Source organism: Promicromonospora alba, from assembly GCF_042654905.1.
GTDB lineage: Bacteria > Actinomycetota > Actinomycetes > Actinomycetales > Cellulomonadaceae > Promicromonospora > Promicromonospora alba.
Genome location: NZ_JBHSFI010000003.1, coordinates 805,593 through 828,740, shown reverse-complemented (window position 1 = coordinate 828,740; position 23,148 = coordinate 805,593). Strand labels below are relative to the sequence as shown.

Here is a 23,148-nt window from a genome sequence, read left to right as displayed (position 1 = left end):
CGAGTTCCGGCCCAGCACCTCGCTCGGGCCGACCGGAATGCTGACGATCGTCTCGGGCGCGCTTCCCGGGGCCAGCATTGTCGCTGGCCCCGCCGGCCTTTCGTCGACGAGGAGTCGCTACCTCGCGTTGCCAAGGGTGATCCGGCGCCGCAGGGCCTGGGCTAGTGGTGCTTCCCACACGTCGGTGCCCTCCGTCGGATCGGGACCGTCGTGCGGAAGCCGGGCCATCGTCTGCTTGGTGACGCGGATGGCCTCCCGGTCGCGCCGGGCGATGCGCCGGGCCAGGCGCTTGGCCTCGGCCCACACGTTCTCGGTCGGGACGACGGATTGCACGAGCCCGCCCTCCAGCGCCTCCTGGGCGTTGATGGCATCGCCGAGCAGCAGCATCGCGCGGGTCCAGCCGGAACCGATCTCGGCGACCAGGCGGTCCAGCACCTCGCTCGGACCCACCGGGATGCTGACGACTGTCTCGGGCGCGCGGAACCGTGCGTCCTCGGCGGCCACGCGCAGGTCGCTCGCGACCGCCAGCCCGAGCCCTGTTCCGGCGACGTTGCCGTGCAGCGCCGCGACTGTCACCGCCGGGCAGGTGCGCCAGGCGCGCAGCACCTCGTCGCTGAGCTCGACGAGGTTCCGGTAGCCGTCGGGGTCATTGGTGGCGAGCTGGGCGAGCTCGTCCAGGTCGCCGCCTATGCAGAAGTGGCGCCCTTCGGCGCGCAGCACGATGGCGGCGATGTCGTCGGGCAGCGTCGTGAGCACGTCGCCCAGGGCGGTCAGCGTCGCTCGGTCGAGCCGGTTGTCGCCGTCGGGCCGCGTGAGGGTCACCACAAGCACGGCGTCCTCGCGGTTGACCACGACAGGTCCGGCGGCGGACGCGCTCTCACCAGCGGCCACCGCCGCACCAGCACCCGCGGTGGCGGCTGGACGGGGTCGCCGCCGTACCGGCACCGAACGTGTTCCGCGGAAGGCGAGGGTCTCGTCGTAGCCCACTGGCCCGGCGAACTCGAGATCGAACCGCTGCAGCACCTCGGGGAACAGTGTCGTCGCTTCGAGACGGGCCAGCGGCGCGCCTAGGCAGTAGTGCATGCCCACGCCGAAGGCGAGGTTGCGGCGAGGCGGGCGCGAGAGGTTCAGGTCGTGCGGCGAGTCGTAGGCGTCGGGGTCGTGGTTGGCCGCGGCGACCACGGCGTGCACGATCTGCCCGGCTGTCACCGGGATGCCGCCCGGCAGCTCCGTGTCCTGCGCCGCGTACCGGGTCATGAGCTGTACGGGCGATACGAAGCGGACCAGCTCCTCGACGGCGCCGTGCACGGCTTCCGGGTGCTCGAGCATCCACGTGGCCTGGTCGGGCCGGCGCAGGAGCTGCACCACGCCGTCGGACAGCAGGGACGTCGTCGTCTCGAGGCCCGCCTCGATCATGACGTTGAGCTGGGAGCCGGCCACCGCGCGTACCGCGGGGTCGGTCTCTGTGTCGAGCCACTCTCCCAGCGGGGAGTCCTCCGTGAGCCGGGGTCTGGGCTGGGCTACGAGCTGTTCCCAGTACGCGTTCCACAGCTTGCCCGCGCGGTCGGCCTGCGCCATCCGCGCCTTGCTCGGCGCGAGGTCGTGCACGTTCGAGAGCCTGCGGCTCATCTCGCACAGCAGCGGGATGTCCTCGCGCGGCAGCCCGAGAACGATGCAGAGCACCGCCATGGGCAGCCGGTCGCCGACCAAGGCCCCGAAGTCCGCCTCGCCGTCGGCGCGCAGCACCGCATCGAACCGGTCGAGGTACTCGTGGACTGTCTGGACGATCTGCGGTGTGAGGTCAGCGACCGACTGCGGCGAGACGAACGAGCCAAGACTGCGGCGCAGCCCGGCGTGCCCGGGCGGGTTGGTGCCGAGCGCGGAGTCGTGCAGGAACTTCAGGCCCGGGTGCCGCACCCACGTCGGCTGGCGCGCGGTGCGCCAGGCGGCGTCCACGGTCCGCCAGCCGGATCCGCTGAGCACCTCGTGGCTCGCGCCGTGCGAGGTGACCATCCAGGCTCCCCACGGCATGCGTACCGCCGGGCCCATGGCCCGCAGCTCGTCGTAGACGGCGTGGGGGTCGGCGCGCCCTTCGGGCGTGCTCAGGTGCCGGATCAGCTTGGTCACGCGGCGGCGGGCATTGTGGTCCGAACTGGCTGCGACGGCGTCTGTCGTCTTCCGGGATCTACCGCTGTGGTCAGGCACTGGGGGCTCCTTCTTCAGCCAAGACACCATCTCGTCTGCCGACGGACAACGTTAAACATAACGTGCATACCGGGCAGAACATTCGGCCCTAGCGAGTCACCGTGTAACCATTGCGTAAAGAAGTGACTATGAGGCAGCCATGTGGCGGTGTGGGTAGTCTTGTGCGCCGTTGGCGCAACCTGGCAGCCTCGGCAACCGCCTGGCACGCCGACCCCGATGTCGAAGACCCCCTGTCGGTTCGTCACGAACGACACCGTCATTGCCGGGTCGGTCGGCGGAGAGGTGCGACGCCTCGGGGAGGCTGCCGTGGACGAGGTCGAGTCCTGGGTGCGCACCGGGACGTTCCGTACGCCGGTGCACCCGGAGACCCTCGCCATCACGGCCTGAGTCCCCCAGCCGCTGGTGCTCGTCCCGAGCATCGGTAGATCGAGTCGCCAACATCCTCGACCAGGCACGCTGGAACCTCGAGTTCATGCTCAAGATGCAGGTCCCCGACGGCGAACCCCGCGCGGGCATGGCGCACGAAGACTTGCGTGAACGGCAAGGCGCACGTCGATGCCGTCTGACGCTCCAGGGGCAGGTCAGACGCGGGCAGGCGTGCGGGCGGCCTGGCGCTCGGGAGTGAACGTCACCGGCAGCGTGGACGGGTAGCGCGACCACGGCGATGGCGCCCACGTCACCACCGGGTCGGTGAGCCTCAGGTCGAGCCGCTCCATGAGGCTCTCCACCGCGATCTTGACCACGAGCCGCCCGGGGCGCTTGGCGGGGCACGCGTGCGGCCCGACGCCGAAGGACAGGTGCGACCGGTTGTTCGCCTCGAAGAGGTCGTCCGCGGTGCGTACCCGCGGGTCGTTGTTCGCGGCGGCCACGCCCATCACTATCGCGTCGCCGGCGCGGATCCGCGCCGTGCCGAGGGTGCAGTCGGTCACGGCGTACCGGGCGGGCAGGTTCGCCACGGGCGGCTCGCTCCACAGCGTCTCGTCCATCGCGTCGTCCAGGCCGCGGCGCACGCCGGTGACGCGGCCGGTGTACCGGGGGTCGGTGAGCATGCGGCGCAGCGTGGCCGCGATCCAGGTGACGAGCATCTCGTTGGCCGCGCAGATCGCCACGACCATGGAGTGCACGATCTCCGTGTCGTCCTCGAAACTCGGGTGCTTGATGAAGCTGGCGGTCAGGTTCGGGCCTGGCTCCGCCCGGGTCGCGATGACGTGGTCCATCACGATCTGGTCCATCCGGACCAGGGCTGACACGGGATCGCCGCCGTGCCCGAAGATCTCGCTCGCGCAGAGCAACAGGTCGAACCCCTGCCGCTCGTCGAACCCGAACATGCCCGACACCGCCAGGAACGACACCGCCGCCGCATACTCGCCCATCAGGTCCGCACTGCCCTTGGCGGCGAACGAGTCGATGAGCCGGGCGCAGACGACGCGCACGAGCGCTGCCGTCCGGACCTCGTCCATGTCGGCGAACGCCTCGTCCACCGGGAGCCGCAGCCGCCGGTGCTCCGCGCCGTCCGAGAAGTACAGGTTCCGCCGTCCGGTCGGGGACAGGATGGCGTGCAGGGTCGACTGCGGTGGTAGCTGCTCTCTCCAGTGCCGTGGGTTCCGGGCGAAGACGCTCTCCGTGCGCATCACCTCCATGACCTCGGCGTGCCCCAGCACGAGCCAGCCCGGTACGCCTGGCTCCAGGTCCACGGGGGCCACCGGCCCCCACTGGTCCTGCAGCTTGCGCAGTGCCGCAGTCATGTCCTCTGCACCGGTCAGGTCCACCAGCGCGACCCGGCCCCCGCTCCGCTGCGGTTCCAGGTCAGGCATGCCCCTCCACCCGTCGACATTCATCCAAATTATCCATCGAAGTATGGGGCGACCTGCGTAGACGCCCGATCAGGCGTTTCTATCACGGGCAGCAGAGAACACGAAACACGCGGCGTTCTTCCCCCCACGGCGGCCAGGTCCGGGCTCATCGCCGTCGCGAACGCCAGCACCCGGAGCGCCTCTCGCGAGACCCACGCTCTGCTCATGACCGCTCAGGGCCAGCTCGACCCCATCCTGTGGTGACCTGCTGTCCGTTCCGGTAGAACGATCGCTATGAGCTGGGTGGCGAACGTGATGATCTCGGTCGACGTGGACGACAACGAGAACGCGGAGGCACTGAGCGAGTGGCTACGGACAGAAGCCCCCGCCGGTCGAGTCCTGAGCGTGGCGGAGTGGGGTACCTGAGGTTGCTCACCAGCGCGCAGGACAACCAATGGGGCGGGTGGAAGGCGCCCGAGTGCGAGGTGTGGGCGGGTGCGCTGAACCATGCTGACCTCGATGCTCTCCGGCAGCGATTCTTCGAGATGCCGTGGCGCGAGCCGAACGCGGCGCAACTGTTCGTGATGGACCAGGAAGAGGGCTTCTTCCGGCTGTGGATGATCCGCGGTGCCGAGCTTCGGCAGTTCGCGCCGCTCGTACCGAGCGAGGACGACGAGGTCTTCTATCGGGAGTGAAGAGCCAAGCACAAGGCCGTTCACACCCGGACGGCGGCGAGCCTGCACGCGGTCCGATTGAAGAGCCGCTCGGTACACATCGGGTACACATGAGCGCTGTCTGAGCCCATGCGACGCCACCTCCACCAACGCGCCCCGGACCCGGCAGAACAGCGAAGTTCCAACGATCTCGCGGTGCCCAACCAACTTGTCGGACACCGCGAGACATACCGGCACACCCTCCGGGAGAACCCGGCGTACAGGCCGGCTCGTCCGCTTTTAACGCCATCGTCGGCATGCGCGCGCCAACGGGTAACCCGAGTTACGTGATCCTGATGGCGGCATGGTCAGGCGCGATCACCGCAGCGAAGCCCTGTCCCCCTGCGTATCACTGCTCGGGATCATTCGAAGAAGCAAGGAAGCCGGTCAAGGGCGGTGATGCATTCCGGCGGAAACCGGTGGGGAGGATCAACGGAACCCATCTGAGTGGCGCGCAGGTGCCGCTCGATGAAACGTTGCGTGTTGCTGAGGACAGTGGAGCATTGGGCGGCTGTGATGTGACCCTGGCTGAGGGCATCGCCAAGCTCGTCGAGGTCCAGGACGTGATAGCGATCAGCACCTGGCGGTACCAGGAAGTCAACGTAAAGGTCATGGACGACCAGTCCAGCCTCGGTGACCTCGACCTCGACCAGATCCACGTACCACCAACCTTCTACTGGTCCCTGGAAGGCAACGGGCCTGGTCAGCTGAACGCCCTGGTCCAGCAACAGGTAGCTGCGATCGATGGTTGGCCGTCCAGGTACCTGATACTCGGGCAAGATCCGCACGTCGTAGGCGGCGACATCATCGATCCGCCGGCCGGGACACCACTGACCCGTGCGGTGCAGGACCCGGATGTCTTCGATGGGTGGCGTCGTAGTCACCACGGGACTGTCTCATGAGCTATCAGGCCCGGGATGCCCAACGTTTCTCTTCGCACCGTGACGACGTGCCCCTACCTCGGCATTGAGGGCTACCAGCCGGGCTGGCTGCGAGGCCCTGCGTCGATCAGGGCCAGGCATGGGCGACGCCTCACCGGGCTGATGGACCGCTGGCTCACCGATGTCTGGCTCCTCTGGAACCGTGGAGCCGACCAGTGGTTCGCCGATGGTCCAGTACGTCAGCCACCGGCCCGCATGACACGAGCATTCTTTGGCGGTGGTATCCGTCGGAAGACTGGTCACGACCGCAGGATTGATCCGTCGTCACTGACCATGGCGACTGCCACTTCGTGCTTGGCGCCCAGCTCTGTGAAGGTGTCTCGCGCCGTCCTTGCCTGGCTCCAGGAGAACGCCCCGTAGACCAGCAAGGTACCGACGCTGTAGTCCGACATCCGGCCTAAGAGCTCGGCGTCACGACGCCAGGCTTCCTCCGTCGGCGCGCCCGGACCGTTCATCGGTGGGAAGGTCTGGATCAGCTCGTTGTAGAAGGACCGGAGATTCGCCTGCTTGTCGCTTCGGCAAACGCCACGGGGGACGGCCGTGGTTGCCCGGCTGCCGACCGAGTTCATCTGCTCGAGGTGGTGCGAGCGCGGATGTGTGCGCGCTCGCCCTGCCGTCCGATGAGGCAGAGGTACTCCACGGGCTGGTTGGTCGCGGCGCCGAACCAGTGCGGTGTGCGGGTGTCGAACTCGGCGGCTTCACCGGGTGAGAGGACCAGGTCGTGCTCACCGAGCACGAGCCGTAGCTGTCCGTTGAGGACGTAGGCCCATTCGTACCCCTCGTGGGTCTTGGGGGTGGGCTGATCCGAGGGGCGACCTCCGGGGATGATGAACTTGTAGGCCTGGATGCCACCGGGGCGCCGGGTCAACGGCAGGACCGTCATTCCGCCTTTGCAGCTGATGGGGCGTAGGTGAATACGCGGATCACCGGTGGCGGGGGCGTCGACCAGCTCGTCGAGCGTGACGCCGTGGGCTCTCGCTAGTGGTAGCAGCTGCTCCAGGGTGGGCCGCCGGGAGCCGGACTCCAGCCGGGACAGCGTGCTGATGGAGATGCCGGTAGCGGCCGACAACTCGGCCAGCGTCGTCTCACGTTCATGGCGGAGGTTGCGCAGCCGGGGCCCGACGGCGTCCAGGCCCCCGCCTTTCTCTTCCTTCATGGCTGGGAGTTTGCCAGAACAGCAACAATGTTTGCTAGATCCTGTTGCGTCCTCGCAAGGTGGCATCTGAAGGCGCTCGTTCCGGGCGTCAACAGGAACAGGAGGATCTATGTCCACTGAGGACTCTGGCCACCCAGGTGTACCGGTGGAGTACGCGACCTGGCGGAAGAGCCGTTGGGAGGAGGTCGCCGGCTCTGGCGGCAAGGCGGGCACCGTCCAGCTGGCCATGGTCTCGCATCCCGAACCGGGGGTGCCGGGCCTGCCTGGTCGATGGGAGGTGAGTGCATCGGGGGTCTTGACTCTCACCGTCACCGCTGCGGACGGCGTGTCGATCGGCGGGCGGCCGGTGACCGGTGCGGTGGACGTGGAATCCGGCAGCCAGGTGAAGCTCGCTGACGGGCGGGTGTGTTTCGTCCAGGGACGGGGCGGAACCTACGGCATGGTCGTCTGGGACCCTTCCGCACCGGTTCTCACGCGGCTGCGCGATATCGCGAGCTATCCCTACGATCCGAGCTGGGTCGTCGACGCCGAGTACCGGGCGACGCCCGGCCGCACCGTCGAGGTGGAGCGGCTGACCAGCCCTCGGAGCACGGAGACTGCGTCCGCCCCGGGCGACCTGGTCGTCGAGATCGGCGGCCGGGAGTACACCCTGGTGGTGGTAGAAACCGTCCCCGGCCTGCGCATGGCGATCTTCACCGACCCCAGCAGCGGGGCAGACACCCCCGAGATCGGTCGATGGCTGATCCTCCCCCCGGACGAGGGGAGCGCCCTCCGGGTCGACTTCAACCAGGTGATCCTGCCCCACCACGTGTTCTCCACGGCGTTTCCCTGCCCGATCCCGCTTGAAGCGAACCATCTTCCGGTCGTCGTCGACGCCGGAGAACGTGCGCCTGTCCTCGACGAGAGGAACAGGAGCACGGTGACAGAGCCCGACAAGAAAGGACAGGACGGAACCATGGAACCCGAGCTGACGGAGAAGGCGGTCCAGTACCTGCGGCACCTGGAGAAGTTCGACTTCGCAAGCATGCGTGCGATGTGCGCGGACACAGCCACCGTCTGGCACAACGACGGCAAGGGCGAGCAGACGATCGAGGCGAACCTCGAGCAGCTCGAGCAGATGTCGAGCGGCGGGGGCGTCGTTGCCTTGCGGTACGAGATCACCCGTCAGTTCCAGAAGCCCGACGAGGTGCTCCAGCAGCACGTGCTGCACATCAACATGCCCGACGGGTCCGGCACCGAGCTGCCCGTGGCGATGTACTTCGGTTTCAAGGACGGACTCATCGACCGGATCGAGGAGTACGCGAACATGATGCCGCCCGACGAAGGCAACGTGAGCGGCGACAGCTGATCCGACGCTGGGGGATCTGCGGCACCTGGGCGCGACCGGCGCCCAGGTGCCAGCGCCTCCCATCAACTTGCCCAGTCGCGCCTTGACCGCCTAATCGTTTAAGTCCTTGCCAGGGTGCCGGCCCGCGAAGTTATGTGATGTCACATGACCGGAGTCTCGGTTCGGTCCCCCACCTGTCGAAGACGCCAGGTGTCGTAGAAGAGGAGTTGCGATGAGGACTACATCAAGACCTGGCCGTCGCGCCTTGGTGGGTGCGGCCTTGTGCGTCGCATCAGTGGTCGCCGGTTTGATGGCTGCCGCGCCGGCGCAGGCCGCGGAGAGCACGTTGGGTGCCGCGGCTGCGCAGAGCGGGCGGTACTTCGGTGCGGCGGTGCCGGCTGGGCGGTTGAGCGAGTCGGCGTACACCACGATCTTGAACCGTGAGTTCAACATGATCACGGCCGAGAACGAGATGAAGATGGACGCGACCGAGCCGTCGCAGAACCAGTTCAACTTCTCACGCGGCGACCAGATCGCAAACTGGGCGATCCAGAACGGCAAGCAGGTGCGCGGCCACACTCTCGCGTGGCACGCCCAGCAGCCGGGCTGGATGCAGGGCATGGAGGGCAGTGCGCTGCGCAACGCGCTGCTCAACCACATCACGCAGGTCGCCACCCACTACCGCGGCAAGATTCACTCGTGGGACGTCGTCAACGAGGCGTTCGCCGACGGCGGTTCGGGTGGTCGGCGGGACTCGAACCTCCAGCGCACGGGGAACGACTGGATCGAGGCGGCGTTCAGGGCCGCGCGGGCGGCCGACCCGGGCGCCAAGCTCTGCTACAACGACTACAACACCGACGGGATCAACGCGAAGTCGACCGGGATCTACAACATGGTCAGGGACTTCAAGGCCCGTGGGGTGCCGATCGACTGTGTCGGGTTCCAGTCGCACCTGGGGACCTCACTCTCCAGCGACTACCAGGCCAACCTGCAGCGGTTCGCGGACCTGGGTGTCGACGTGCAGATCACCGAGCTGGACGTGGAGCAGGGCAACAACCAGGCCAACATCTACGCGGCGGTGACCCGGGCGTGCCTGGCGGTCTCGCGGTGCAACGGCATCACGGTGTGGGGCGTGCGCGACGACACCTCCTGGCGCACGGACAACCCCCTGCTGTTCGACCGCTCGGGCAACAAGAAGCCCGCCTACCACGCGGTCCTCGACACGCTCAACGGCGTCTCCCCGGGCAACACGTTCCGGCTGCGGAGCGAGTCCGCGGGCCGGTGCCTCGACGTGCCGAACGGCACCACCACCAACGGCACGGGCCTGCAGATCTGGGACTGCCACAACAACTCCAACCAGCAGATCACCCAGAACGGACAGACGCTGCGGATACTGGGCAAGTGCCTGGACGTCCCTGCGGACGCCGCGAACGGCACCCGGGTCCGCCTGTGGGACTGCAACGGAGGCAACAACCAGCAGTGGACGTCCAGCGGCAGCGCGATCAGCAGCGTTCGGTTCCCGTCGCTGTGCCTCGACGTGAACGCCGCGGCCACAGCGAACGGCACGGCCGTGATCCTGTGGTCGTGCCACTCCAACGCGAACCAGCGGTGGAGCCGGGTCTGACCGGCAGCCGCTGAGCCACGGGGGACTGGTTGGACGGGCACAACCATGCCGTCGGCTGGGACCGTTGGAATTCCAACGATCCCAGCCGACGGCGTGTCCAACCGTGCCGCCGCGCTTCTCCAGTGGTGGCGACTGCCACCGCGATCGACCCGACCACCCGCACGCGGCACGGCAACGGGGGCGGGGACGGGCGGGCGAACGCGGGGCAGGAGGCCAAAGGTCCCTGGGAACTGGGGCCGGACGGCCCTGATGGCCGACGGATCCAAGGGGTGACCGTTGCGGTACCCAAACCACGGAGCGGTCCAAGGAGGTGACAGCGATGCGTGCGCTTGTTGTCTATGAGTCGATGTTTGGCAACACCGAGGCTATTGCGCGGGCGATCGGGGAGGGGATCGTGGCGTCGATGCCCACCGACCTCGTCGAGGTGGGGGCGGCTGCCGACACCGTGCCCGCAGACGTCACACTGCTCGTCGTCGGCGGCCCGACTCACGCCTTCAGCATGTCCTGGCCCTCGACACGGTGGGATTTCGCCGGGCAGTCGCCGAGGATCGTCTCGCGCGGTCGTGGTATTCGCGAGTGGCTCGGCGGTCTTCCGCGCCTGACGGCTACCACTGAGGCGACAACGTTCGACACGCGGCTGGGTTCGCGTGTCACGGGTTCGGCCGCGCGTGCGGCGAGCCGCAGGCTGGACCGGCTCGGCTGCTCTCTGGTCGCTGCCCCAACGCATTTCCGGGTCAGCGGTGTGATTGGTCCGCTCCCCGACGGTGAGCTCGACCGAGCCCAGAAGTGGGGGAAGGGGCTGGGTGCCGAGGTCGCGGCGCGACGTTCCGCGGGGCGGACCTCCTGACCCTGCCCCCACCTGATCCCGGACGCCCTGACGACCGGTCAGTCCCGCTGGTGCGCCACGATCACCGGGCTGGGCGACCGGCGCAGCACGGTGTCCGAGACGGAGTACCGGATCCGTCCGATCGTGGGTGAGTGCGGTCGCCCGCCGACCACCACCAAGTCGTCCGGCCGGAGCTGCTCCAGGAGCGCTTCCGCGGCGTTTCCGCTGTGGAAGGTGACGGTCTGGGGCACGGTCGGGTACTTTTCGGCCCACCGCGCCACCTGGCGCTGCACCTCGTCGCGCTCCGCCGACTCGCGCCTCAGGTCCGGCCCGCCGAAGTCGAGGCCCGCCCCTGGGCCGGGCTCCATCGCGTGAACCACGATGAGCGGGCACGACCGCTGCTGCGCCTCGGCGAAGGCCAGGTCGAGCTGGGGGCCCGCGTCGTCGTTGCTCACGCCCGCCACAACCCGGCGCGGGTCGTGGATACCAGCCTTGGCGGGAATCACGGCCACAGGCCCTGGCGCCGACGCGGCGAGGGCTCCCGACACCGAGCCGAGCATGGCACGGTCCCATGTGCCGAGCCCGCGCCTGCCGACGACCACCAGGTCACTGGACGCGGACCGTTGCGCCAGCACGTACGCGGGTGCGCCGTGCACGATTCGCTGATCGACCATGTGCCCGCCGGGCCACGCGCCGTCCAGCCGGGCGACAGCGCGCTCGACGGCGTCGCGGGCGTCCGCTCGCAGGTCCGCGATGCTGACGCCGATCGTGGCGGACATGGTCGCGGGTGGTGGGGTCATATAGGCGCCCAACACTGTGAGCCGTGCCTCGTGCCGGTCTGCCGTGAGGGCCGCCCAGTCGACGGCGGCCATGCTCTCCGCGGATCCATCGACGCCGACGACGATGCCGCGGTACCAGGTGTTGTGCATGATGTCCTCCCTCGTCGACAACCCGCTCGGGTCATGTCTCCCAGACCACCACCGTTCGCTGGGTACGAGGCAGTGCTGGAAGACCCGGTTGACCGGTCGAAGGTCCCGTCTGCGGCCGTCTGAAGGTCCCGCCGAACCGGTGACTCTCGCCCACCTTCTCGACAGCCTCGCTTTCGCCGCGCGACTAGCGACGCGCGTGCAGCTCGTCGAGGGCGCGATGGCCGCGCTCGACCACCCCTGGAACGACATCGTGGCGCCCATCACGGACGGGGATCTCGAGCATGTGGAGGATGTGCGCCGCTGTGAGCACCGCCGCTCCCTCCCGGCCGACCAGGTCGAGGATTCTCGTCCACAGCTGCCTTCGGACATCGTCCAGCAGCGGGTCCTGGAAGGTGTACCAGACGAGGGCGGTGAGATCGATCGCCCGGGTACCGCTACCTGCATTCCCGATGTCCACGACCGCCACCACCACTCCGTCATGGACCAGGATGTTGCCGGGGGTCGCGAGATCGGCATGGACCATGTCTGGCGCGTCTCGTGGTGGTGGGACGTCGGCACACACGAGCCGCAGGCGCTCGACCAGGGCCGACACCTCGGACGAGTGCCCCGAGAGCCTGGATATGGCCTGGCGGAGCAGCGAATGTTCGGGTGCCTCGTCGAGAACCTGCCCGGCGGCAGCCGAATCCCTACCGGTGGCGACCCGCCAGGCGTACGACCAGTGGTCGTAGGGCTCGAAAGCCTGGCCGGCCTGAAGCTCGATGATCTCCATCAGCTGCTCGACGAGGGACGGGGTCAGCTCACGCGCGGGAGCCGCGTCGACGAAGTCCATCAGATGCCACACGTGAGTTGCTGTGGCCCCCACTGCGAGCCAGGCCGGCGTCGGATAGCCGTGCCTGCGCATGTGCTCGACCACTCTCTGGGCGCGCAACGTCTCGTCAAGGTGCCCCGGGTGTGCCCGGGGTACTGCTTTGAGAACTGCCGGTGCCCCTCCGGCCAGCTGGACGCGCATGGCGCCCCCGTTGACGCCTCCGGTGAGGCGACTGAGAAGGGTGACCTCTGCCCCGACCACGCTGGCCACGTCGTCCAGGACCTCGGCCGGCATCTCTTCGGGATGGGTTCCCTGGTTCATCGGCTCGTGGCCGCAACGGCGGAAGCGCAGCACATGCTCGACACCTTACGGTCGAACCCGACGTACGGACCGACTCGTCAGCGCTCAACGGTCGGCTTGTATCCGGCTATGTCCCGCCGGTCAGCCCGACCACCTGACCGTTGACCGCGGTATTCGCAGCGGAGCCCAGCCAGACGACGGCGGTCGCCACCTCCGACGCGTCCAGCAGCCGGCCGAGCGGGGACCGCTCCGCGTACATCTGCCCCACCTGGTCGACGATGTGGGTGTTCGTGGCCGTCCGGGTGAGGCCCAGCATCGCCACGTTGGACAGCAGGTCGCCGTCCTGCCCGAGCGAGAACGCGACCGACCGGCTGAAGCCGTGCAGCGCCGCCTTGGCGGCGCTGTAGTACTCGGCGCCTGCCACGCCGTCGGTCACGAGCGACGACGAGAGGTGCACGAGCCGCCCCCAGCCCGCAGCTCGCATCAGCGGCGTCACGGCACGCGTCAGCCGGATCGCACCCTCGACGTTGCTGCGGATCAGCCCCGTCCACTCCTCGTCGGGCACCGTGTCGAAGGGCACCATGTCACCCCAGGCCACCGCGTTGTTGACGAGTACGTCCACCCGTCCGGTGGCCTCGACCGCTGCGGCGACGAGCGCCCCGGCCGCGCCCGGGTCCGCCTGGTCGTACTGCACGACGACGGCGCGGTCGCCGATCTCGTCGGCGACCTTCTGCGCCTCGTCGCGGGCGTTGCGGTAGGTGACCACCACGTTCGCGCCCTCCGCCGCGAAGGCGGTGGCGATCCGTCGCCCGACGCCGCCCGACGCGCCGGTCACGATGACTGTCCGATCCTGAAGTCCGATGTCCATGGCTCAACCGTGCGCGGACCGCCGTCGGCCAACCAGACCGGCCGGAGACTGGCCCTGAGCGGGCCACCCTCCGCGCACCCCGCCCGTCTAGGCTGACGCACATGACCAGTGAGCTCGGAGCGCTCCTGCGCGCACATCGGGAGACCCTCGCGCCGGAGGACGTGGGCCTGCCCCGCGGTATCCGACGCCGGACGCCCGGCCTGCGCCGTTCCGAGCTCGCCACCCTGGCCGGGGTGAGCGTCGAGTACCTGACGCGCCTGGAGCAGGGCCGGGACAAGCATCCGTCTCCGGAGATCCTCGGCGCGCTGGCCGACGCGCTCCGCCTGGCCTCGACGGAGCGCCTGATCGTGCTCCTGCCGGCGGACGAGGCGACGTCGGCCGCGCTCTACGGGCTGGCGGGCCGGCGCCCCCGCGCGCTGCGCGCCGTCTGACCGCTCAGCTCCCGGATCGGGCGCGGCGTCGACTCGGCTTCGCGCTCTGCAGGCCTGTGACCGGCAATACCGTTGGTCTTGGCCGGTCCGTACTGCTTCGATTGGCATGCCCCGCCGCCACGTCTGGCGGGCAGCCCAGGCACGCTCTACCCGGTGCCGTGGACAGGGTTCGGAAAACTGGAGGAAGCAGCCATGCCAAACGCACCGATCCGGGTCCTCGTATGGGGCGAGAACCGGCACGAGCAGGTAGAGCCGTCAGTCGCCGAGCGCTACCCGGACGGCATGCACGGCGCGATCGCCAAGGGAGTCGGCGAGTGGCTCGGGGACAAGGCCCGCATCGCCACGACCACCCTCGACGAGCCCGAGCACGGGCTGACCTCCGACGTCCTGGATCAGACCGACGTGCTCGTCTGGTGGGGACACGCTGCCCATGGCGACGTCGCCGACGAGGTGGTCGAGCGGGTCCACCGCCATGTCCTGGCCGGTATGGGCCTCATCGTGCTGCACTCCGGACACTGGTCCAAGATCTTCGTGAAGCTCATGGGCACCACCTGCTCGCTGCGCTGGCGCAGCGAGCACGATCGCGAGCTGGTGTGGACCGTGAACCCGCAGCACCCCATCGCCCGCGGTATCCCCAACCCGATCGTCATCCCCGAGCAGGAGATGTACGGCGAGTACTTCGACGTGCCGACCCCCGACGAGCTGGTCTTCATCAGCGGCTTCAGCGGCGGCGAGGTCTTCCGCAGCGGCCTGACCTACCGCCGCGGCTTCGGCCGCATCTTCTACTTCAGCCCCGGCGACCAGGACTTTCCCGTCTACCACCACCGGGACGTCAACCACGTGATCGCCAACGGCATCGAATGGGCCCGGCCCGACCGGGAGCGCGAGACGCCGACGCTCCTGCGCTACGACACCGACGACTTCTTCAACGGCCAGGGCTACCGCGGGGCGTTCGAGCGATGACCTTCCGGACCATCGAGACCGAAGGCCCCCTGCGCCTCGTCGTGGTCGGCGCGGGTGGCATGGGCCGGGCCTGGACCCGCGCGATCCAGGCGGATGCCGATACCGAGCTCGTCGGCATCGCCGATCTGTACTCGGCAGCGGCCGAGTCGGCCGCCGCGGAGACCGGCATCCCTGGTCTCGCGGTCGGGGCCGACGCCGTCGAGCTCGCTCGCCGTACCGGCGCGGACGCGATCCTCAACGCCACCATCCCCGAAGCGCACCACCCGGTCACGACCGCCGCGCTGCTGGCCGGGATCCCGGTCCTGGGGGAGAAGCCGGTCGCCGCGACCGTGGCCGAAGGGCTCTCGCTCGCGGCGGCGGCCGAGCACACCGGGCAGCTGTTCATGGTCAGCCAGTCCCGCCGCTATCACCGGTCGCTCTTCGACGTGAAGCGGCGGGTGGCGGCGCTCGGCGCCGTCGGCCTCGTCGCGGTCGAGTTCTTCAAGGCCCCGCACTTCGGCGGCTTCCGCGACGAGATGGCCAGTCCTCTGCTGCTGGACATGGCGATCCACCAGTTCGACATGGCCCGGTTCCTGCTCGACGCCGACCCCGTCTCGGTCTCCTGCGAGGAGTACAACCCGCCGTGGAGCTGGTACGACGGCGACGCAGCCGCCACCGCTGTCTTCGCCATGGAGGGCGGCGCCCGCTTCACCTTCAACGGCTCGTGGTGCAGCCCTGGCTTCGAGACCTCCTGGAACGGCGCCTGGCGGATCTCCGCCGAGCGCGGCACCGTGCTCTGGGACGGCGACGGCGAACCCGAGAGTGCCCCGGAGACCTCCGTCGCCGACGCCGAAGACCCCGGGCACGAGATCGCGGGCTCCCTGCGCGAGTTCGTCACCGCCCTCCGCCTCGGCACCGAGCCGATGGGGCGTGTGCACGCCAACGTCATGAGCCTCGCCATGGTCGAGGCGGCGATCCAGAGCGCGGCCCAGGGGCGCAGGGTCGCGATCGACGACGTGCTCGAACGGTCCTACGAGTCGGCGCTCGCGGCCGAGCGGAACGCCGAGGTCCTCGGGGTCCTGAAGTCCTGGCCGTCGGTACGGGCCGCCTTGAGCAGGTGAGTGCGCGGAGGCAGTCGGATCCGCTGTCAGACCAGCGGATCCGACTGCCGGAGTCGATCCGTAGCGCGCTTCACGCGACCCGTCGCTCAGCGTCCCGGAAACGACGGCGGCCGCTTGGCCAGGAACGCCGCGGTGCCTTCGCGCATGTCGTCCGTCGTGAACGCCTTCCGGAAGGCCGCCTTCTCGATATCGAGCGCGTCAGTAGTGGTTCTCCCGACCGAGTCGTTGATAGCTGACTTGCACAACGCGACCGCGACCGGTGAGCGGGTGGCGATCTCAGCGAGCGTCGCGGCAGCGGAGCCGAGCATCTCGTCTCGGGTGTCGAAGACCCGGTTGACCAGTCCGATCCGCCGCGCCTCCAGGGCATCGATCTTCCGGCCCGTGTAGATCAGCTCCCTTGCCCAGCTCGGACCGACCCGGTGGTGCAGACGCGCGCAGCCGCCGAAGCCCGGGATCAGGCCGAGCGACACCTCGGGCTGGCCGAACACCGCTGAGCTGGTGGCGTAGATGAAGTCAGCGGCCATGGCCAGCTCGCAGCCCCCGCCGAGCGCATAGCCCGACACACAGGCGATCACCGGGACGGGCAGCTCTTCGAGCAGCCGGGTGACCCTCTGGCCGAGCGCGCCGAATGCCTCGCCCTCGTCGGGGGTCATCAGAGACATCTCGCGGATGTCGGCTCCCGCGACGAACGCGCGCTCACCGGCTCCGGTCAGGATGACGCCGCGGAGGTCGCCGTCGACCAGTGGAAGCCGGCTTTCCAGCACGGTGCACAGCTCGGTGAGCACCACCGCGTTCAGCGCGTTGAGCGCGTCCGGCCGGTTCACGGTGATGGTGAGGACGCCGCCGTCGTCCGACAGCAGCAAGGTCTTGTCGCTCAAGGTGGTTCCCTTCAGGAGTCCCAGATGGCGCCATAGGCCGGGATGCCGCGCATCTCCAGCTGCTCGACGATGTTCCAGGTGGTCTTCTTGTTGGAGATGCAGATCACCGCTTCCGCGTCGAACTCCCGGTACACCTGGTAGGCGAGCGCCACCAGGTCGGGCTTGCCGGAAGCCGTGGTGTCCCAGATGACCGGATCAGGTTGTACCGCGAGGATCTCGTCGACCAGGTCGTCCCCGTAGGTCGCCCGCGGGTCGCGAGTGGACCAGACCAGGCGAGAGGGTGTCTCACGCGAGAGCAGGTGTGGCAGGCAGGGACCGATGCCGCTGCCGGTCGCCACCCACACGACGCGGCGGAACAGCCGGTCGACGTTCCCGACGCCGGCTGTCGGGATGCCCTTGACCCACAGGTGCGACGGGCGGTCGTCGATCAGCGCCCCGGTCCAGTCGCCCGCACGCGAGATGGTGAGCCGGAACCCGGGCGCACCGGGAGACGGCACGTTGGCGAAGGAGTGCCATTCGCGCAGTGGGTTGCGGCTGACCGTGGTGGACGATCCGGCGAACGGCGTCACGCCGTAGTCGAAGCGCACGAGCGCGACATGCGTGGAGGGGGAGGTGATCCGTACCGGCACACGGCGCAGCCGGAGCCAGGGCAGGGCGACGCTGACCGACACGACGAGCAGCACCAGGAACGGCACCGGCCCGGCCTCGGAGAAGAGGAAGGAGTGCAGCCAGAACAGGGCGAGCAGGCTCCAGCCACCGAAACGGTGCATCAGCTCGAAACGGTTGTGGTGGCTCGCCCGGAGCGTCGGCAGCGCGAACGCGATCATGGCGAGCAGCAGTGCGGCGATCAGGTAGGTCACCACGAGCACCGCGGCGCCCACCGGCCGCACCGTCGCGGTGGCCGCGAAGAGCAGGAACCACGCGGTCGCGGACACCATCCCGCCGACGTGGATGCCCCCGAACACGTGGTAGACCTTGCCGAGCAGGGCGCGAACCCGCAGTGGCCAGGTCACCGGCGCACTGGTCGCGGACAGGAAGATCGCGTTGATCACGTACTGCTGCCGGATCAGCGTGGCGACCGCGACGTTCGCGAGCATCATGCTCGAGATCGTGCCCAGGTCGCCCAGCCAGCCGCCGCCGGCGAGGACCACGACGTTGACCGCGACCACGCCCGCTGCGAGCCGGTTGTGGTGCATCAACCACCTGTGTCGCCACACGCGGCGCCACCTTCCGCGAACCGGTGGCAGCGAGTGAGTCAGCTCGGTGTCGGCCGCCGTCACGCCATTGCCTCCTCAGCGGTCAGTCCGGCGACCAGGGTTCGCTTGTCGACCTTGCCGCGGTGTGTGGTCGGCAGCTCGGCGACAGCGCGGACGACGGCCGGCACGCAGTAGTAGGGCAGGGTGCCCGCGACCACGTGGCGGGCCGCGACGGCGTCCACTCCCACCGGGGTGACGAAGCCGACGAGCTCGCCGTCATGCAGAACGGTCGTCGCCCGCTCGCACCCGGGCGTGCGTTCCAGCGCTGAGGTGACCGCGTCCAGCTCTACCCGGAAGCCCCGGACCTTCACCTGATCGTCGGTGCGCCCGTGGTGCTCGAGCCGGCCGTCGGAGGTCCAGCGGCCGAGGTCGCGGGTGCGGAACATGCGGTTCTCGCCACCGAGGAACGGGTCTGGAAGGTAGCGCTGCGCGGTCAGCTCAGCCTTGCCCAGGTAGCCCTGGCTGACGCAGGCCCCGCCCGCCCACAGCTCGCCGACCTCGCCGATCGGACACGGCCGAAGGTGCTCGTCGAGCACATAGACGGTGGTGTTGGGCAGCGGCGAGCCGATAGTGGGCTGCTCGCCGCGCCGGTGCGGCGAGGCGATCGTGTTCACGATGGTGACCTCGGTGGGTCCGCAGGCGTTGTGGAACCGGGTGAACGACGACCAGGCGTCCGCGAGCGGCCGCGGGCAGCGCTCCCCGGCCACCGCCACCACGGAGACGTTGCGGCACAGGGCCGGATCCAGGCTCGCCAGCACGCTCGGTGTCGCGATCACCACGTCCACCGACTGCACCGCCTGCAGGATCGAGCCGCCCCTGATCACCAGTTCCGCGCCACGGCAGAGCGCCACGAAGATCTCCCACGCCGCCATGTCGAACGCGATGTTGAGCAGCTGCGACACCTTCGTGCCCGGCCGGACGCCGAGCGCTCCCGGCCCGTGCGTGACCACGTTGCACAGGTTCGCGTGCGTGACGACGACCCCGTTCGGTGTGCCCGTGGTGCCCGAGGTGAAGATGACCACCGCCGGATGCCCCGGCGTGCTCGCGACCGCGGGCGGCTCCGCCCGCTCACCGGAGAGGTCGTCCACTGCGAGCACCACCCGACCGGGCAGCGCGGGCAGGGCGGTGACGCAGTCGGACAGCGTCAGCACGACTCGGATGTCAGCGGTCGCGACGATGTGCGCCAGGTGCGCGCTCGACGTGATCCGGGCGTCCTGGGGCACGTAGGCGGCCCCCGCCTTCAACACCCCGAGGATGCCGACGATCATCGGGATCGAGCGCCTCACGAACAGTCCGACTCGATCACCTGGGCTGACACCGAGCCGCACGAGCCTTTCAGCGAGCAGGTTCGCCCGTCGGTCGAGCTCGCGATAGGTCAGCGACTCGCCGGCGTGCGTCACCGCGACTGCCTCCGGTCGACGCCGGGCCGCGGCCTCGAACGCCTGATGCAGCAGGAGGAACGGCGGTCGTGCCGACGGCCCCGTCCCGAAGCGCCGGAACAGCGCTTGGTCGGATGGCGTCAGACCAGTCAGGGCGGACCGGTCGATGTGAGTGGTCATGTGCGGCAACTCCGTTTCGGGACGCGCTCGCGAACGAGAGCGACTCCGAGGCCCTCGTTGGCAAGACCAGGCAGAGATTCGACGCGCAGGCCTTCGGACGCACTCACCCCCCGACACGGGTAGCTCGGCGGAATACACGGACGAGGTCTCACTCGCCGGTCACCGTACGGTGGAATGTCCTTGATTTGGCATCTACTTAATCGTTTCAGTCTCTGGGATCGCCGGTGCCCGGGGCCTGGTCCGTCGTTTCGGGACCTCGTCAGTGCAGTCGGCCGCGCAGATGGGAGACGCCGTTTCAGACGTCGGCTCGGGTCGGACTTCCGCGCAGACACCGCCGTCGGCCTCTGGCGCTTGATCTGATACTGGGTCTCAGGCATACTCGCCAGTGCCCGGGTGGCGGCGCGACGCCGACGGACGAGACACTCGACGACGAGCGGCCGGAACACGGTATTTCCCCTCCATGCGCCGGGCACCACAGCCGCCCGGCCCAACGAAAGGCGAAGCCATGCAGCGTGACATCTATGACGAGGACCACGAGGCGTTCCGCGAGGTCGTGAAGGAGTTCGTCAAGCGCTACGTCACCCAGGAGAAGGCGCAGCAGTGGGACGCCGACGGTGAGGTCGACCGCGCGACCATGAAGGCAGCGGCGGAGCACGGCATCGTCGGGCTCTCCGTGCCGGAGGAGTTCGGCGGCGCCGGGATGCTGATGGACTACCGCTTCCGCAGCGTGGTCAACGAGGAGCTCATCGGCTGCGGTCACGGCTCGGCGCTGGCCGGGGCCGTGGGCATCCACGACGACCTCGCGGTGCCGTACATCGCCCACTTCGGCACCGACGCCCAGAAGGCGAAGTGGCTCCCGAAGATGGCGACGGCCGAGGTCCTCGGCGCGCTCGCGATGACCGAGCCGGGTGCGGGCAGCGACCTGCGGGCCGCGCGGACCACCGCGAAGAAGGTCGACGGCGGCTACCTCGTCAACGGCGCCAAGACGTTCATCTCCAGCGGCAAGACGGCGGACATCATCGTTACGTTCGTCAAGACCGGTGAGGGCAACCGCCCGGACGCCTTCAGCCTCATCATCCTCGAGGACGGCATGCCGGGCTTCGAGCACGGCAAGAAGCTGCACAAGATGGGCTTCCCCGGCCACGACACGGCCGAGCTGAGCTTCAGCGACGTCTTCGTGCCGGACGAGAACCTCATCGGCGGCGTCGAGGGCCGCGGGTTCGTGCACCTCATGATGAACCTGCCGCTGGAGCGCCTCTCGATCGGTGCCGTCGCCGCCGCGGTGGCCCAGGCCGGCGTGAAGTGGACGATCGACTACACGACCAGCCGCGAGGCGTTCGGCAAGCCGGTCATCGACTTCCAGAACACCCGGTTCCGGCTGGCCGAGATGGCCACCACCGTCGACGTCATGTGGGCCTACGTCGACCGCGCGATGAACCTCTACCGCCAGGGCAAGCTCAGCGCCGACGAGGCCGCGAAGGTCAAGTTCTGGTGCACCGAGCGCGAGTGGGAGATCCTCGACCAGGGTGTCCAGCTGCACGGCGGGTACGGCTACATCCTGGAGTACCCGATCGCGCGTGCCTTCCTCGACGCCCGTGTCCACCGCATCTACGGCGGCACGAACGAGGTCATGCGCGAGATCGTCGCTCGCAGCATCACCGGCCGCAAGTAGTCTCTCCACGTCAGCCGTTCGAGGAAAGAGCAGAGTCCGCCCATGAGGATCGTCGTCCTGGTGAAAGTCGTGCCCGACACCAACGCTGAGCGCACGCTCAGCCTGGAGACGGGTCTCGCCGACCGTGCCACGGCAGCTCTCGTCGCCGACGAGATCGGGGAGCGCGCCCTGGAGGTCGCGCTCACCTACGCCGAGGCGCACGAGGGCACCGACGTGCACGTACTGGCCGTCGGTCCCGAGGAGTCGACGACGTCGATCCGCAAGTGCCTCGCGATGGGCGCGGCGAGCGCCACGCACGTCGTCGACGGCGGGCTCGTCGGCGCTGACCTCGGGCTGACGGCCGAGGTCATCGCCGCGGCGCTCGGCCGGATCGGGTACGACCTGGTGCTCGCCGGCAACCAGTCCACGGACGGCATGGGCGGTGTGCTGCCGGTGATGGTGGCCGAGCACCTGGGGCTGCCGAGCCTGACGAACCTCACCGCGGTGACGATCGGGGACGCCGAGGTCAGCGGCACGCGTCTCTCGGAGGACGCGGCGCTGAGCCTGAGCGCCCCGCTGCCGGCGGTCGTTTCGGTGACCGAGGCGCTCCCGGACCCCCGCTTCCCGGGCTTCAAGGGAATCATGGCGGCGAAGAAGAAGCCGGTCGAGGTGCTCTCGCTCGCGGACCTCGGCATCGACGCGGACGACCTGAGCACGTCGCGCTCGATCATGCTCGCGATCGACGCCCGTCCTCCGCGAGGCGGGGGCGTGAAGATCACCGACGACGACGGCGACGCCGCCGTCCGACTGTCGGCCTTCCTGGCCGAGAACCACCTGATCTGAGAAGGGGGACGACGATGACTATCGCTGCTGACTCGATCCTGGTGCTCCTCGACACGACGCCCGACGGCGCGCTCGCGAAGTCCTCGGCCGCGCTGCTGGGTGCGGCCTCGACCGTGGGGACGCCCGTCGCGCTCGTCCTCGGCGACGAGGCGGCCGCCAAGGCCGCCGCCGAGCTCGGGGCCGCCACCGTGCTGCGTGCCCCCGCGCCGGCCGCCGGTCAGGTGGGCGTGGTCGACGCCCTGGTCGCCGCTGCGGCCCTGGCCCGGCCCGACGCCGTCCTGGCATCCCACTCGGTCGACGGTCGGGAGGCCGCCGCCCGCTTCGCCGTGCGCGCCCGCTCGGGCCTGGTCATGGACGCGATCGAGGTCGCCCGTGACGACCAGGGCGTCATCGCCCGCAGCTCCGCCTACGGCGGTTCCTACACGGTGACCTCGACGGTGACGCACGGAGCGCCGGTCATCACCGTGCGTCAGGGCGCGGTCGAGGCGCGTGCCGAGGCGCAGCCGCTGGCCGAGATCATGCTGGAGGTGGCCGCGAGCGGTGTTCCCGCCGCCACGATCGGTTCGGTCGAGGTCGCCGAGAAGACCGCCGGGCGCCCCGATCTGCGCGGAGCCGCGAGGGTCGTCTCGGGCGGCTGGGGCCTGGGCTCGAAGGAGGACTTCGCCCTCGTCGAGCAGCTCGCCGACGCGCTCGGCGCCGCGGTCGGTGCGTCACGCGCCGCGGTCGACGCAGGGTTCGTGCCGTCGTCTGCCCAGGTGGGCCAGACCGGCGTGCAGGTCGCGCCGCAGCTCTACATCGCCCTGGCGATCTCCGGGGCGATCCAGCACCTGGCCGGCATGCAGACCGCGAAGACCATCGTCGCGATCAACAAGGACGAGGACGCCCCGATCTTCGAGATCGCCGACTTCGGGATCGTGGGCGACGTGTTCACCGTCGTGCCGCAGCTCATCGCCGAGATCGAGAAGGCGAAGGCGTAA

23 protein-coding genes are annotated in these 23,148 nt (G+C 69.2%); 12 read left to right on the top strand and 11 right to left on the bottom strand.

Going from position 1 to position 23,148, the window contains the following annotated elements; all coding sequences use genetic code 11:
* Nucleotides 1–117: 117 nt before the first annotated feature.
* Nucleotides 118–2,127, bottom strand: coding sequence for a cytochrome P450 (locus ACFO6V_RS08935; RefSeq protein WP_377134369.1), 2,010 nt, complete (start codon nucleotides 2,125–2,127; stop codon nucleotides 118–120).
* A gap of 294 nt (nucleotides 2,128–2,421) precedes the next feature.
* Between ACFO6V_RS08935 and ACFO6V_RS08930 the strand changes: the two genes are divergently transcribed.
* Nucleotides 2,422–2,592 (top strand): hypothetical protein, encoded by a 171-nt coding sequence (locus ACFO6V_RS08930; protein WP_377134367.1) that lies wholly within the window; start codon nucleotides 2,422–2,424, stop codon nucleotides 2,590–2,592.
* Between the two features lie 194 nt (nucleotides 2,593–2,786).
* Here ACFO6V_RS08930 and ACFO6V_RS08925 read toward each other — a convergent pair whose 3' ends face one another.
* Nucleotides 2,787–4,019 carry a cytochrome P450 family protein gene (locus tag ACFO6V_RS08925; protein WP_377134365.1) on the bottom strand — a complete coding sequence of 411 codons (1,233 nt, stop codon included), beginning with the start codon at nucleotides 4,017–4,019 and terminating at the stop codon, nucleotides 2,787–2,789.
* A 273-nt stretch (nucleotides 4,020–4,292) separates the two neighbouring features.
* Between ACFO6V_RS08925 and ACFO6V_RS08920 the strand changes: the two genes are divergently transcribed.
* Nucleotides 4,293–4,424 (top strand): hypothetical protein, encoded by a 132-nt coding sequence (locus ACFO6V_RS08920; RefSeq protein WP_275001698.1) that lies wholly within the window; start codon nucleotides 4,293–4,295, stop codon nucleotides 4,422–4,424.
* Between the two features lie 2 nt (nucleotides 4,425–4,426).
* A complete protein-coding gene (locus ACFO6V_RS08915) occupies nucleotides 4,427–4,693 on the top strand; it encodes a hypothetical protein (RefSeq protein ID WP_377134363.1) in 267 nt (88 codons plus the stop codon).
* 380 nt (nucleotides 4,694–5,073) lie between these two features.
* Here ACFO6V_RS08915 and ACFO6V_RS08910 read toward each other — a convergent pair whose 3' ends face one another.
* From ACFO6V_RS08910 to ACFO6V_RS08900, 3 genes are all read right to left on the bottom strand, one after another.
* On the bottom strand, nucleotides 5,074–5,595 hold the full coding sequence (locus ACFO6V_RS08910) for a DUF402 domain-containing protein (protein WP_377134361.1): 522 nt from the start codon (nucleotides 5,593–5,595) through the stop codon (nucleotides 5,074–5,076).
* A 296-nt stretch (nucleotides 5,596–5,891) separates the two neighbouring features.
* Nucleotides 5,892–6,221 carry a hypothetical protein gene (locus ACFO6V_RS08905; RefSeq protein WP_377134359.1) on the bottom strand — a complete coding sequence of 110 codons (330 nt, stop codon included), beginning with the start codon at nucleotides 6,219–6,221 and terminating at the stop codon, nucleotides 5,892–5,894.
* Nucleotides 6,218–6,808: a helix-turn-helix domain-containing protein gene (locus tag ACFO6V_RS08900; protein WP_377134357.1), complete on the bottom strand. Its 591-nt coding sequence runs from the start codon at nucleotides 6,806–6,808 to the stop codon at nucleotides 6,218–6,220. Before ACFO6V_RS08900 ends, ACFO6V_RS08905 begins: the two co-directional genes overlap by 4 nt.
* Nucleotides 6,809–6,917: 109 nt before the next feature.
* Here ACFO6V_RS08900 and ACFO6V_RS08895 point away from each other — a divergent pair, with 109 nt between their 5' ends.
* The 3 genes from ACFO6V_RS08895 to ACFO6V_RS08885 all read left to right on the top strand — a co-directional run bounded on the left by ACFO6V_RS08895 (nucleotide 6,918) and on the right by ACFO6V_RS08885 (nucleotide 10,606).
* The gene (locus ACFO6V_RS08895; protein ID WP_377134354.1) at nucleotides 6,918–8,156 is read left to right on the top strand and encodes a DUF1684 domain-containing protein; all 1,239 of its coding nucleotides are present in this window, start codon (nucleotides 6,918–6,920) and stop codon (nucleotides 8,154–8,156) included.
* A gap of 289 nt (nucleotides 8,157–8,445) precedes the next feature.
* The gene (locus ACFO6V_RS08890; RefSeq protein WP_377134352.1) at nucleotides 8,446–9,759 is read left to right on the top strand and encodes a glycoside hydrolase family 10 protein; all 1,314 of its coding nucleotides are present in this window, start codon (nucleotides 8,446–8,448) and stop codon (nucleotides 9,757–9,759) included.
* 319 nt (nucleotides 9,760–10,078) lie between these two features.
* Nucleotides 10,079–10,606: a flavodoxin family protein gene (locus ACFO6V_RS08885; protein WP_377134350.1), complete on the top strand. Its 528-nt coding sequence runs from the start codon at nucleotides 10,079–10,081 to the stop codon at nucleotides 10,604–10,606.
* A 38-nt stretch (nucleotides 10,607–10,644) separates the two neighbouring features.
* Here the strand turns inward: ACFO6V_RS08885 and ACFO6V_RS08880 are convergent, their stop codons facing one another.
* The 3 genes from ACFO6V_RS08880 to ACFO6V_RS08870 form a co-directional block, all read right to left on the bottom strand.
* Nucleotides 10,645–11,514 carry a universal stress protein gene (locus tag ACFO6V_RS08880; RefSeq protein WP_377134348.1) on the bottom strand — a complete coding sequence of 290 codons (870 nt, stop codon included), beginning with the start codon at nucleotides 11,512–11,514 and terminating at the stop codon, nucleotides 10,645–10,647.
* Between the two features lie 184 nt (nucleotides 11,515–11,698).
* Nucleotides 11,699–12,643 carry a phosphotransferase gene (locus ACFO6V_RS08875; RefSeq protein WP_377134346.1) on the bottom strand — a complete coding sequence of 315 codons (945 nt, stop codon included), beginning with the start codon at nucleotides 12,641–12,643 and terminating at the stop codon, nucleotides 11,699–11,701.
* Nucleotides 12,644–12,749: 106 nt separating this feature from the next.
* Nucleotides 12,750–13,490, bottom strand: a complete 741-nt coding sequence (locus tag ACFO6V_RS08870) for an SDR family NAD(P)-dependent oxidoreductase (RefSeq protein WP_377134344.1) — start codon at nucleotides 13,488–13,490, stop codon at nucleotides 12,750–12,752.
* 101 nt (nucleotides 13,491–13,591) lie between these two features.
* On the opposite strand from ACFO6V_RS08870, the gene ACFO6V_RS08865 reads away from it, so the two are divergent.
* From ACFO6V_RS08865 to ACFO6V_RS08855, 3 genes are all read left to right on the top strand, one after another.
* Complete coding sequence (locus tag ACFO6V_RS08865) at nucleotides 13,592–13,921, top strand: helix-turn-helix domain-containing protein (protein ID WP_377134342.1); 330 nt, start codon at nucleotides 13,592–13,594, stop codon at nucleotides 13,919–13,921.
* Nucleotides 13,922–14,113: 192 nt separating this feature from the next.
* On the top strand, nucleotides 14,114–14,884 hold the full coding sequence (locus tag ACFO6V_RS08860; RefSeq protein WP_377134340.1) for a ThuA domain-containing protein: 771 nt from the start codon (nucleotides 14,114–14,116) through the stop codon (nucleotides 14,882–14,884).
* Nucleotides 14,881–15,984, top strand: a complete 1,104-nt coding sequence (locus tag ACFO6V_RS08855; protein WP_377134338.1) for a Gfo/Idh/MocA family protein — start codon at nucleotides 14,881–14,883, stop codon at nucleotides 15,982–15,984. The genes ACFO6V_RS08860 and ACFO6V_RS08855 overlap by 4 nt, the downstream gene beginning before the upstream one ends.
* An 86-nt stretch (nucleotides 15,985–16,070) precedes the next feature.
* On the opposite strand, the gene ACFO6V_RS08850 is transcribed toward ACFO6V_RS08855, so the two are convergent.
* The 3 genes from ACFO6V_RS08850 to ACFO6V_RS08840 form a co-directional block, all read right to left on the bottom strand.
* Complete coding sequence (locus tag ACFO6V_RS08850) at nucleotides 16,071–16,862, bottom strand: enoyl-CoA hydratase-related protein (RefSeq protein WP_377134336.1); 792 nt, start codon at nucleotides 16,860–16,862, stop codon at nucleotides 16,071–16,073.
* 11 nt (nucleotides 16,863–16,873) lie between these two features.
* A complete protein-coding gene (locus ACFO6V_RS08845) occupies nucleotides 16,874–18,058 on the bottom strand; it encodes a ferredoxin reductase domain-containing protein (RefSeq protein WP_377134334.1) in 1,185 nt (394 codons plus the stop codon).
* Between the two features lie 80 nt (nucleotides 18,059–18,138).
* Nucleotides 18,139–19,677 (bottom strand): amino acid adenylation domain-containing protein, encoded by a 1,539-nt coding sequence (locus ACFO6V_RS08840; RefSeq protein ID WP_377134332.1) that lies wholly within the window; start codon nucleotides 19,675–19,677, stop codon nucleotides 18,139–18,141.
* Nucleotides 19,678–20,182: 505 nt separating this feature from the next.
* Here ACFO6V_RS08840 and ACFO6V_RS08835 point away from each other — a divergent pair.
* From ACFO6V_RS08835 to ACFO6V_RS08825, 3 genes are read left to right on the top strand one after another with little or no spacing between them, the layout of a single operon-like run.
* Entirely contained in the window at nucleotides 20,183–21,349 is a 1,167-nt protein-coding gene (locus ACFO6V_RS08835) for an acyl-CoA dehydrogenase family protein (RefSeq protein ID WP_377134330.1), read from the top strand.
* Between the two features lie 42 nt (nucleotides 21,350–21,391).
* Nucleotides 21,392–22,171, top strand: coding sequence for an electron transfer flavoprotein subunit beta/FixA family protein (locus ACFO6V_RS08830; RefSeq protein WP_377134328.1), 780 nt, complete (start codon nucleotides 21,392–21,394; stop codon nucleotides 22,169–22,171).
* Nucleotides 22,172–22,185: 14 nt separating this feature from the next.
* On the top strand, nucleotides 22,186–23,148 hold the full coding sequence (locus tag ACFO6V_RS08825; RefSeq protein WP_377134326.1) for an electron transfer flavoprotein subunit alpha/FixB family protein: 963 nt from the start codon (nucleotides 22,186–22,188) through the stop codon (nucleotides 23,146–23,148).

Coding starts and splice junctions, on each gene's coding strand:
- ACFO6V_RS08890 (WP_377134352.1), top strand. CDS start 8,446: ATGGCTGCCGCGCCGGCGCAGGCCGCGGAGAGCACGTTGGGTGCCGCG.
- ACFO6V_RS08845 (WP_377134334.1), bottom strand. CDS start 18,058: ATGCACCACAACCGGCTCGCAGCGGGCGTGGTCGCGGTCAACGTCGTG.
- ACFO6V_RS08825 (WP_377134326.1), top strand. CDS start 22,186: ATGACTATCGCTGCTGACTCGATCCTGGTGCTCCTCGACACGACGCCC.
- ACFO6V_RS08855 (WP_377134338.1), top strand. CDS start 14,881: ATGACCTTCCGGACCATCGAGACCGAAGGCCCCCTGCGCCTCGTCGTG.
- ACFO6V_RS08880 (WP_377134348.1), bottom strand. CDS start 11,514: ATGCACAACACCTGGTACCGCGGCATCGTCGTCGGCGTCGATGGATCC.
- ACFO6V_RS08840 (WP_377134332.1), bottom strand. CDS start 19,677: ATGACCACTCACATCGACCGGTCCGCCCTGACTGGTCTGACGCCATCC.
- ACFO6V_RS08895 (WP_377134354.1), top strand. CDS start 6,918: ATGTCCACTGAGGACTCTGGCCACCCAGGTGTACCGGTGGAGTACGCG.
- ACFO6V_RS08830 (WP_377134328.1), top strand. CDS start 21,392: ATGAGGATCGTCGTCCTGGTGAAAGTCGTGCCCGACACCAACGCTGAG.
- ACFO6V_RS08905 (WP_377134359.1), bottom strand. CDS start 6,221: ATGAACTCGGTCGGCAGCCGGGCAACCACGGCCGTCCCCCGTGGCGTT.
- ACFO6V_RS08885 (WP_377134350.1), top strand. CDS start 10,079: ATGCGTGCGCTTGTTGTCTATGAGTCGATGTTTGGCAACACCGAGGCT.
- ACFO6V_RS08870 (WP_377134344.1), bottom strand. CDS start 13,490: ATGGACATCGGACTTCAGGATCGGACAGTCATCGTGACCGGCGCGTCG.
- ACFO6V_RS08925 (WP_377134365.1), bottom strand. CDS start 4,019: ATGCCTGACCTGGAACCGCAGCGGAGCGGGGGCCGGGTCGCGCTGGTG.
- ACFO6V_RS08835 (WP_377134330.1), top strand. CDS start 20,183: ATGCAGCGTGACATCTATGACGAGGACCACGAGGCGTTCCGCGAGGTC.
- ACFO6V_RS08920 (WP_275001698.1), top strand. CDS start 4,293: ATGAGCTGGGTGGCGAACGTGATGATCTCGGTCGACGTGGACGACAAC.
- ACFO6V_RS08860 (WP_377134340.1), top strand. CDS start 14,114: ATGCCAAACGCACCGATCCGGGTCCTCGTATGGGGCGAGAACCGGCAC.
- ACFO6V_RS08900 (WP_377134357.1), bottom strand. CDS start 6,808: ATGAAGGAAGAGAAAGGCGGGGGCCTGGACGCCGTCGGGCCCCGGCTG.
- ACFO6V_RS08865 (WP_377134342.1), top strand. CDS start 13,592: ATGACCAGTGAGCTCGGAGCGCTCCTGCGCGCACATCGGGAGACCCTC.
- ACFO6V_RS08875 (WP_377134346.1), bottom strand. CDS start 12,643: ATGAACCAGGGAACCCATCCCGAAGAGATGCCGGCCGAGGTCCTGGAC.
- ACFO6V_RS08930 (WP_377134367.1), top strand. CDS start 2,422: ATGTCGAAGACCCCCTGTCGGTTCGTCACGAACGACACCGTCATTGCC.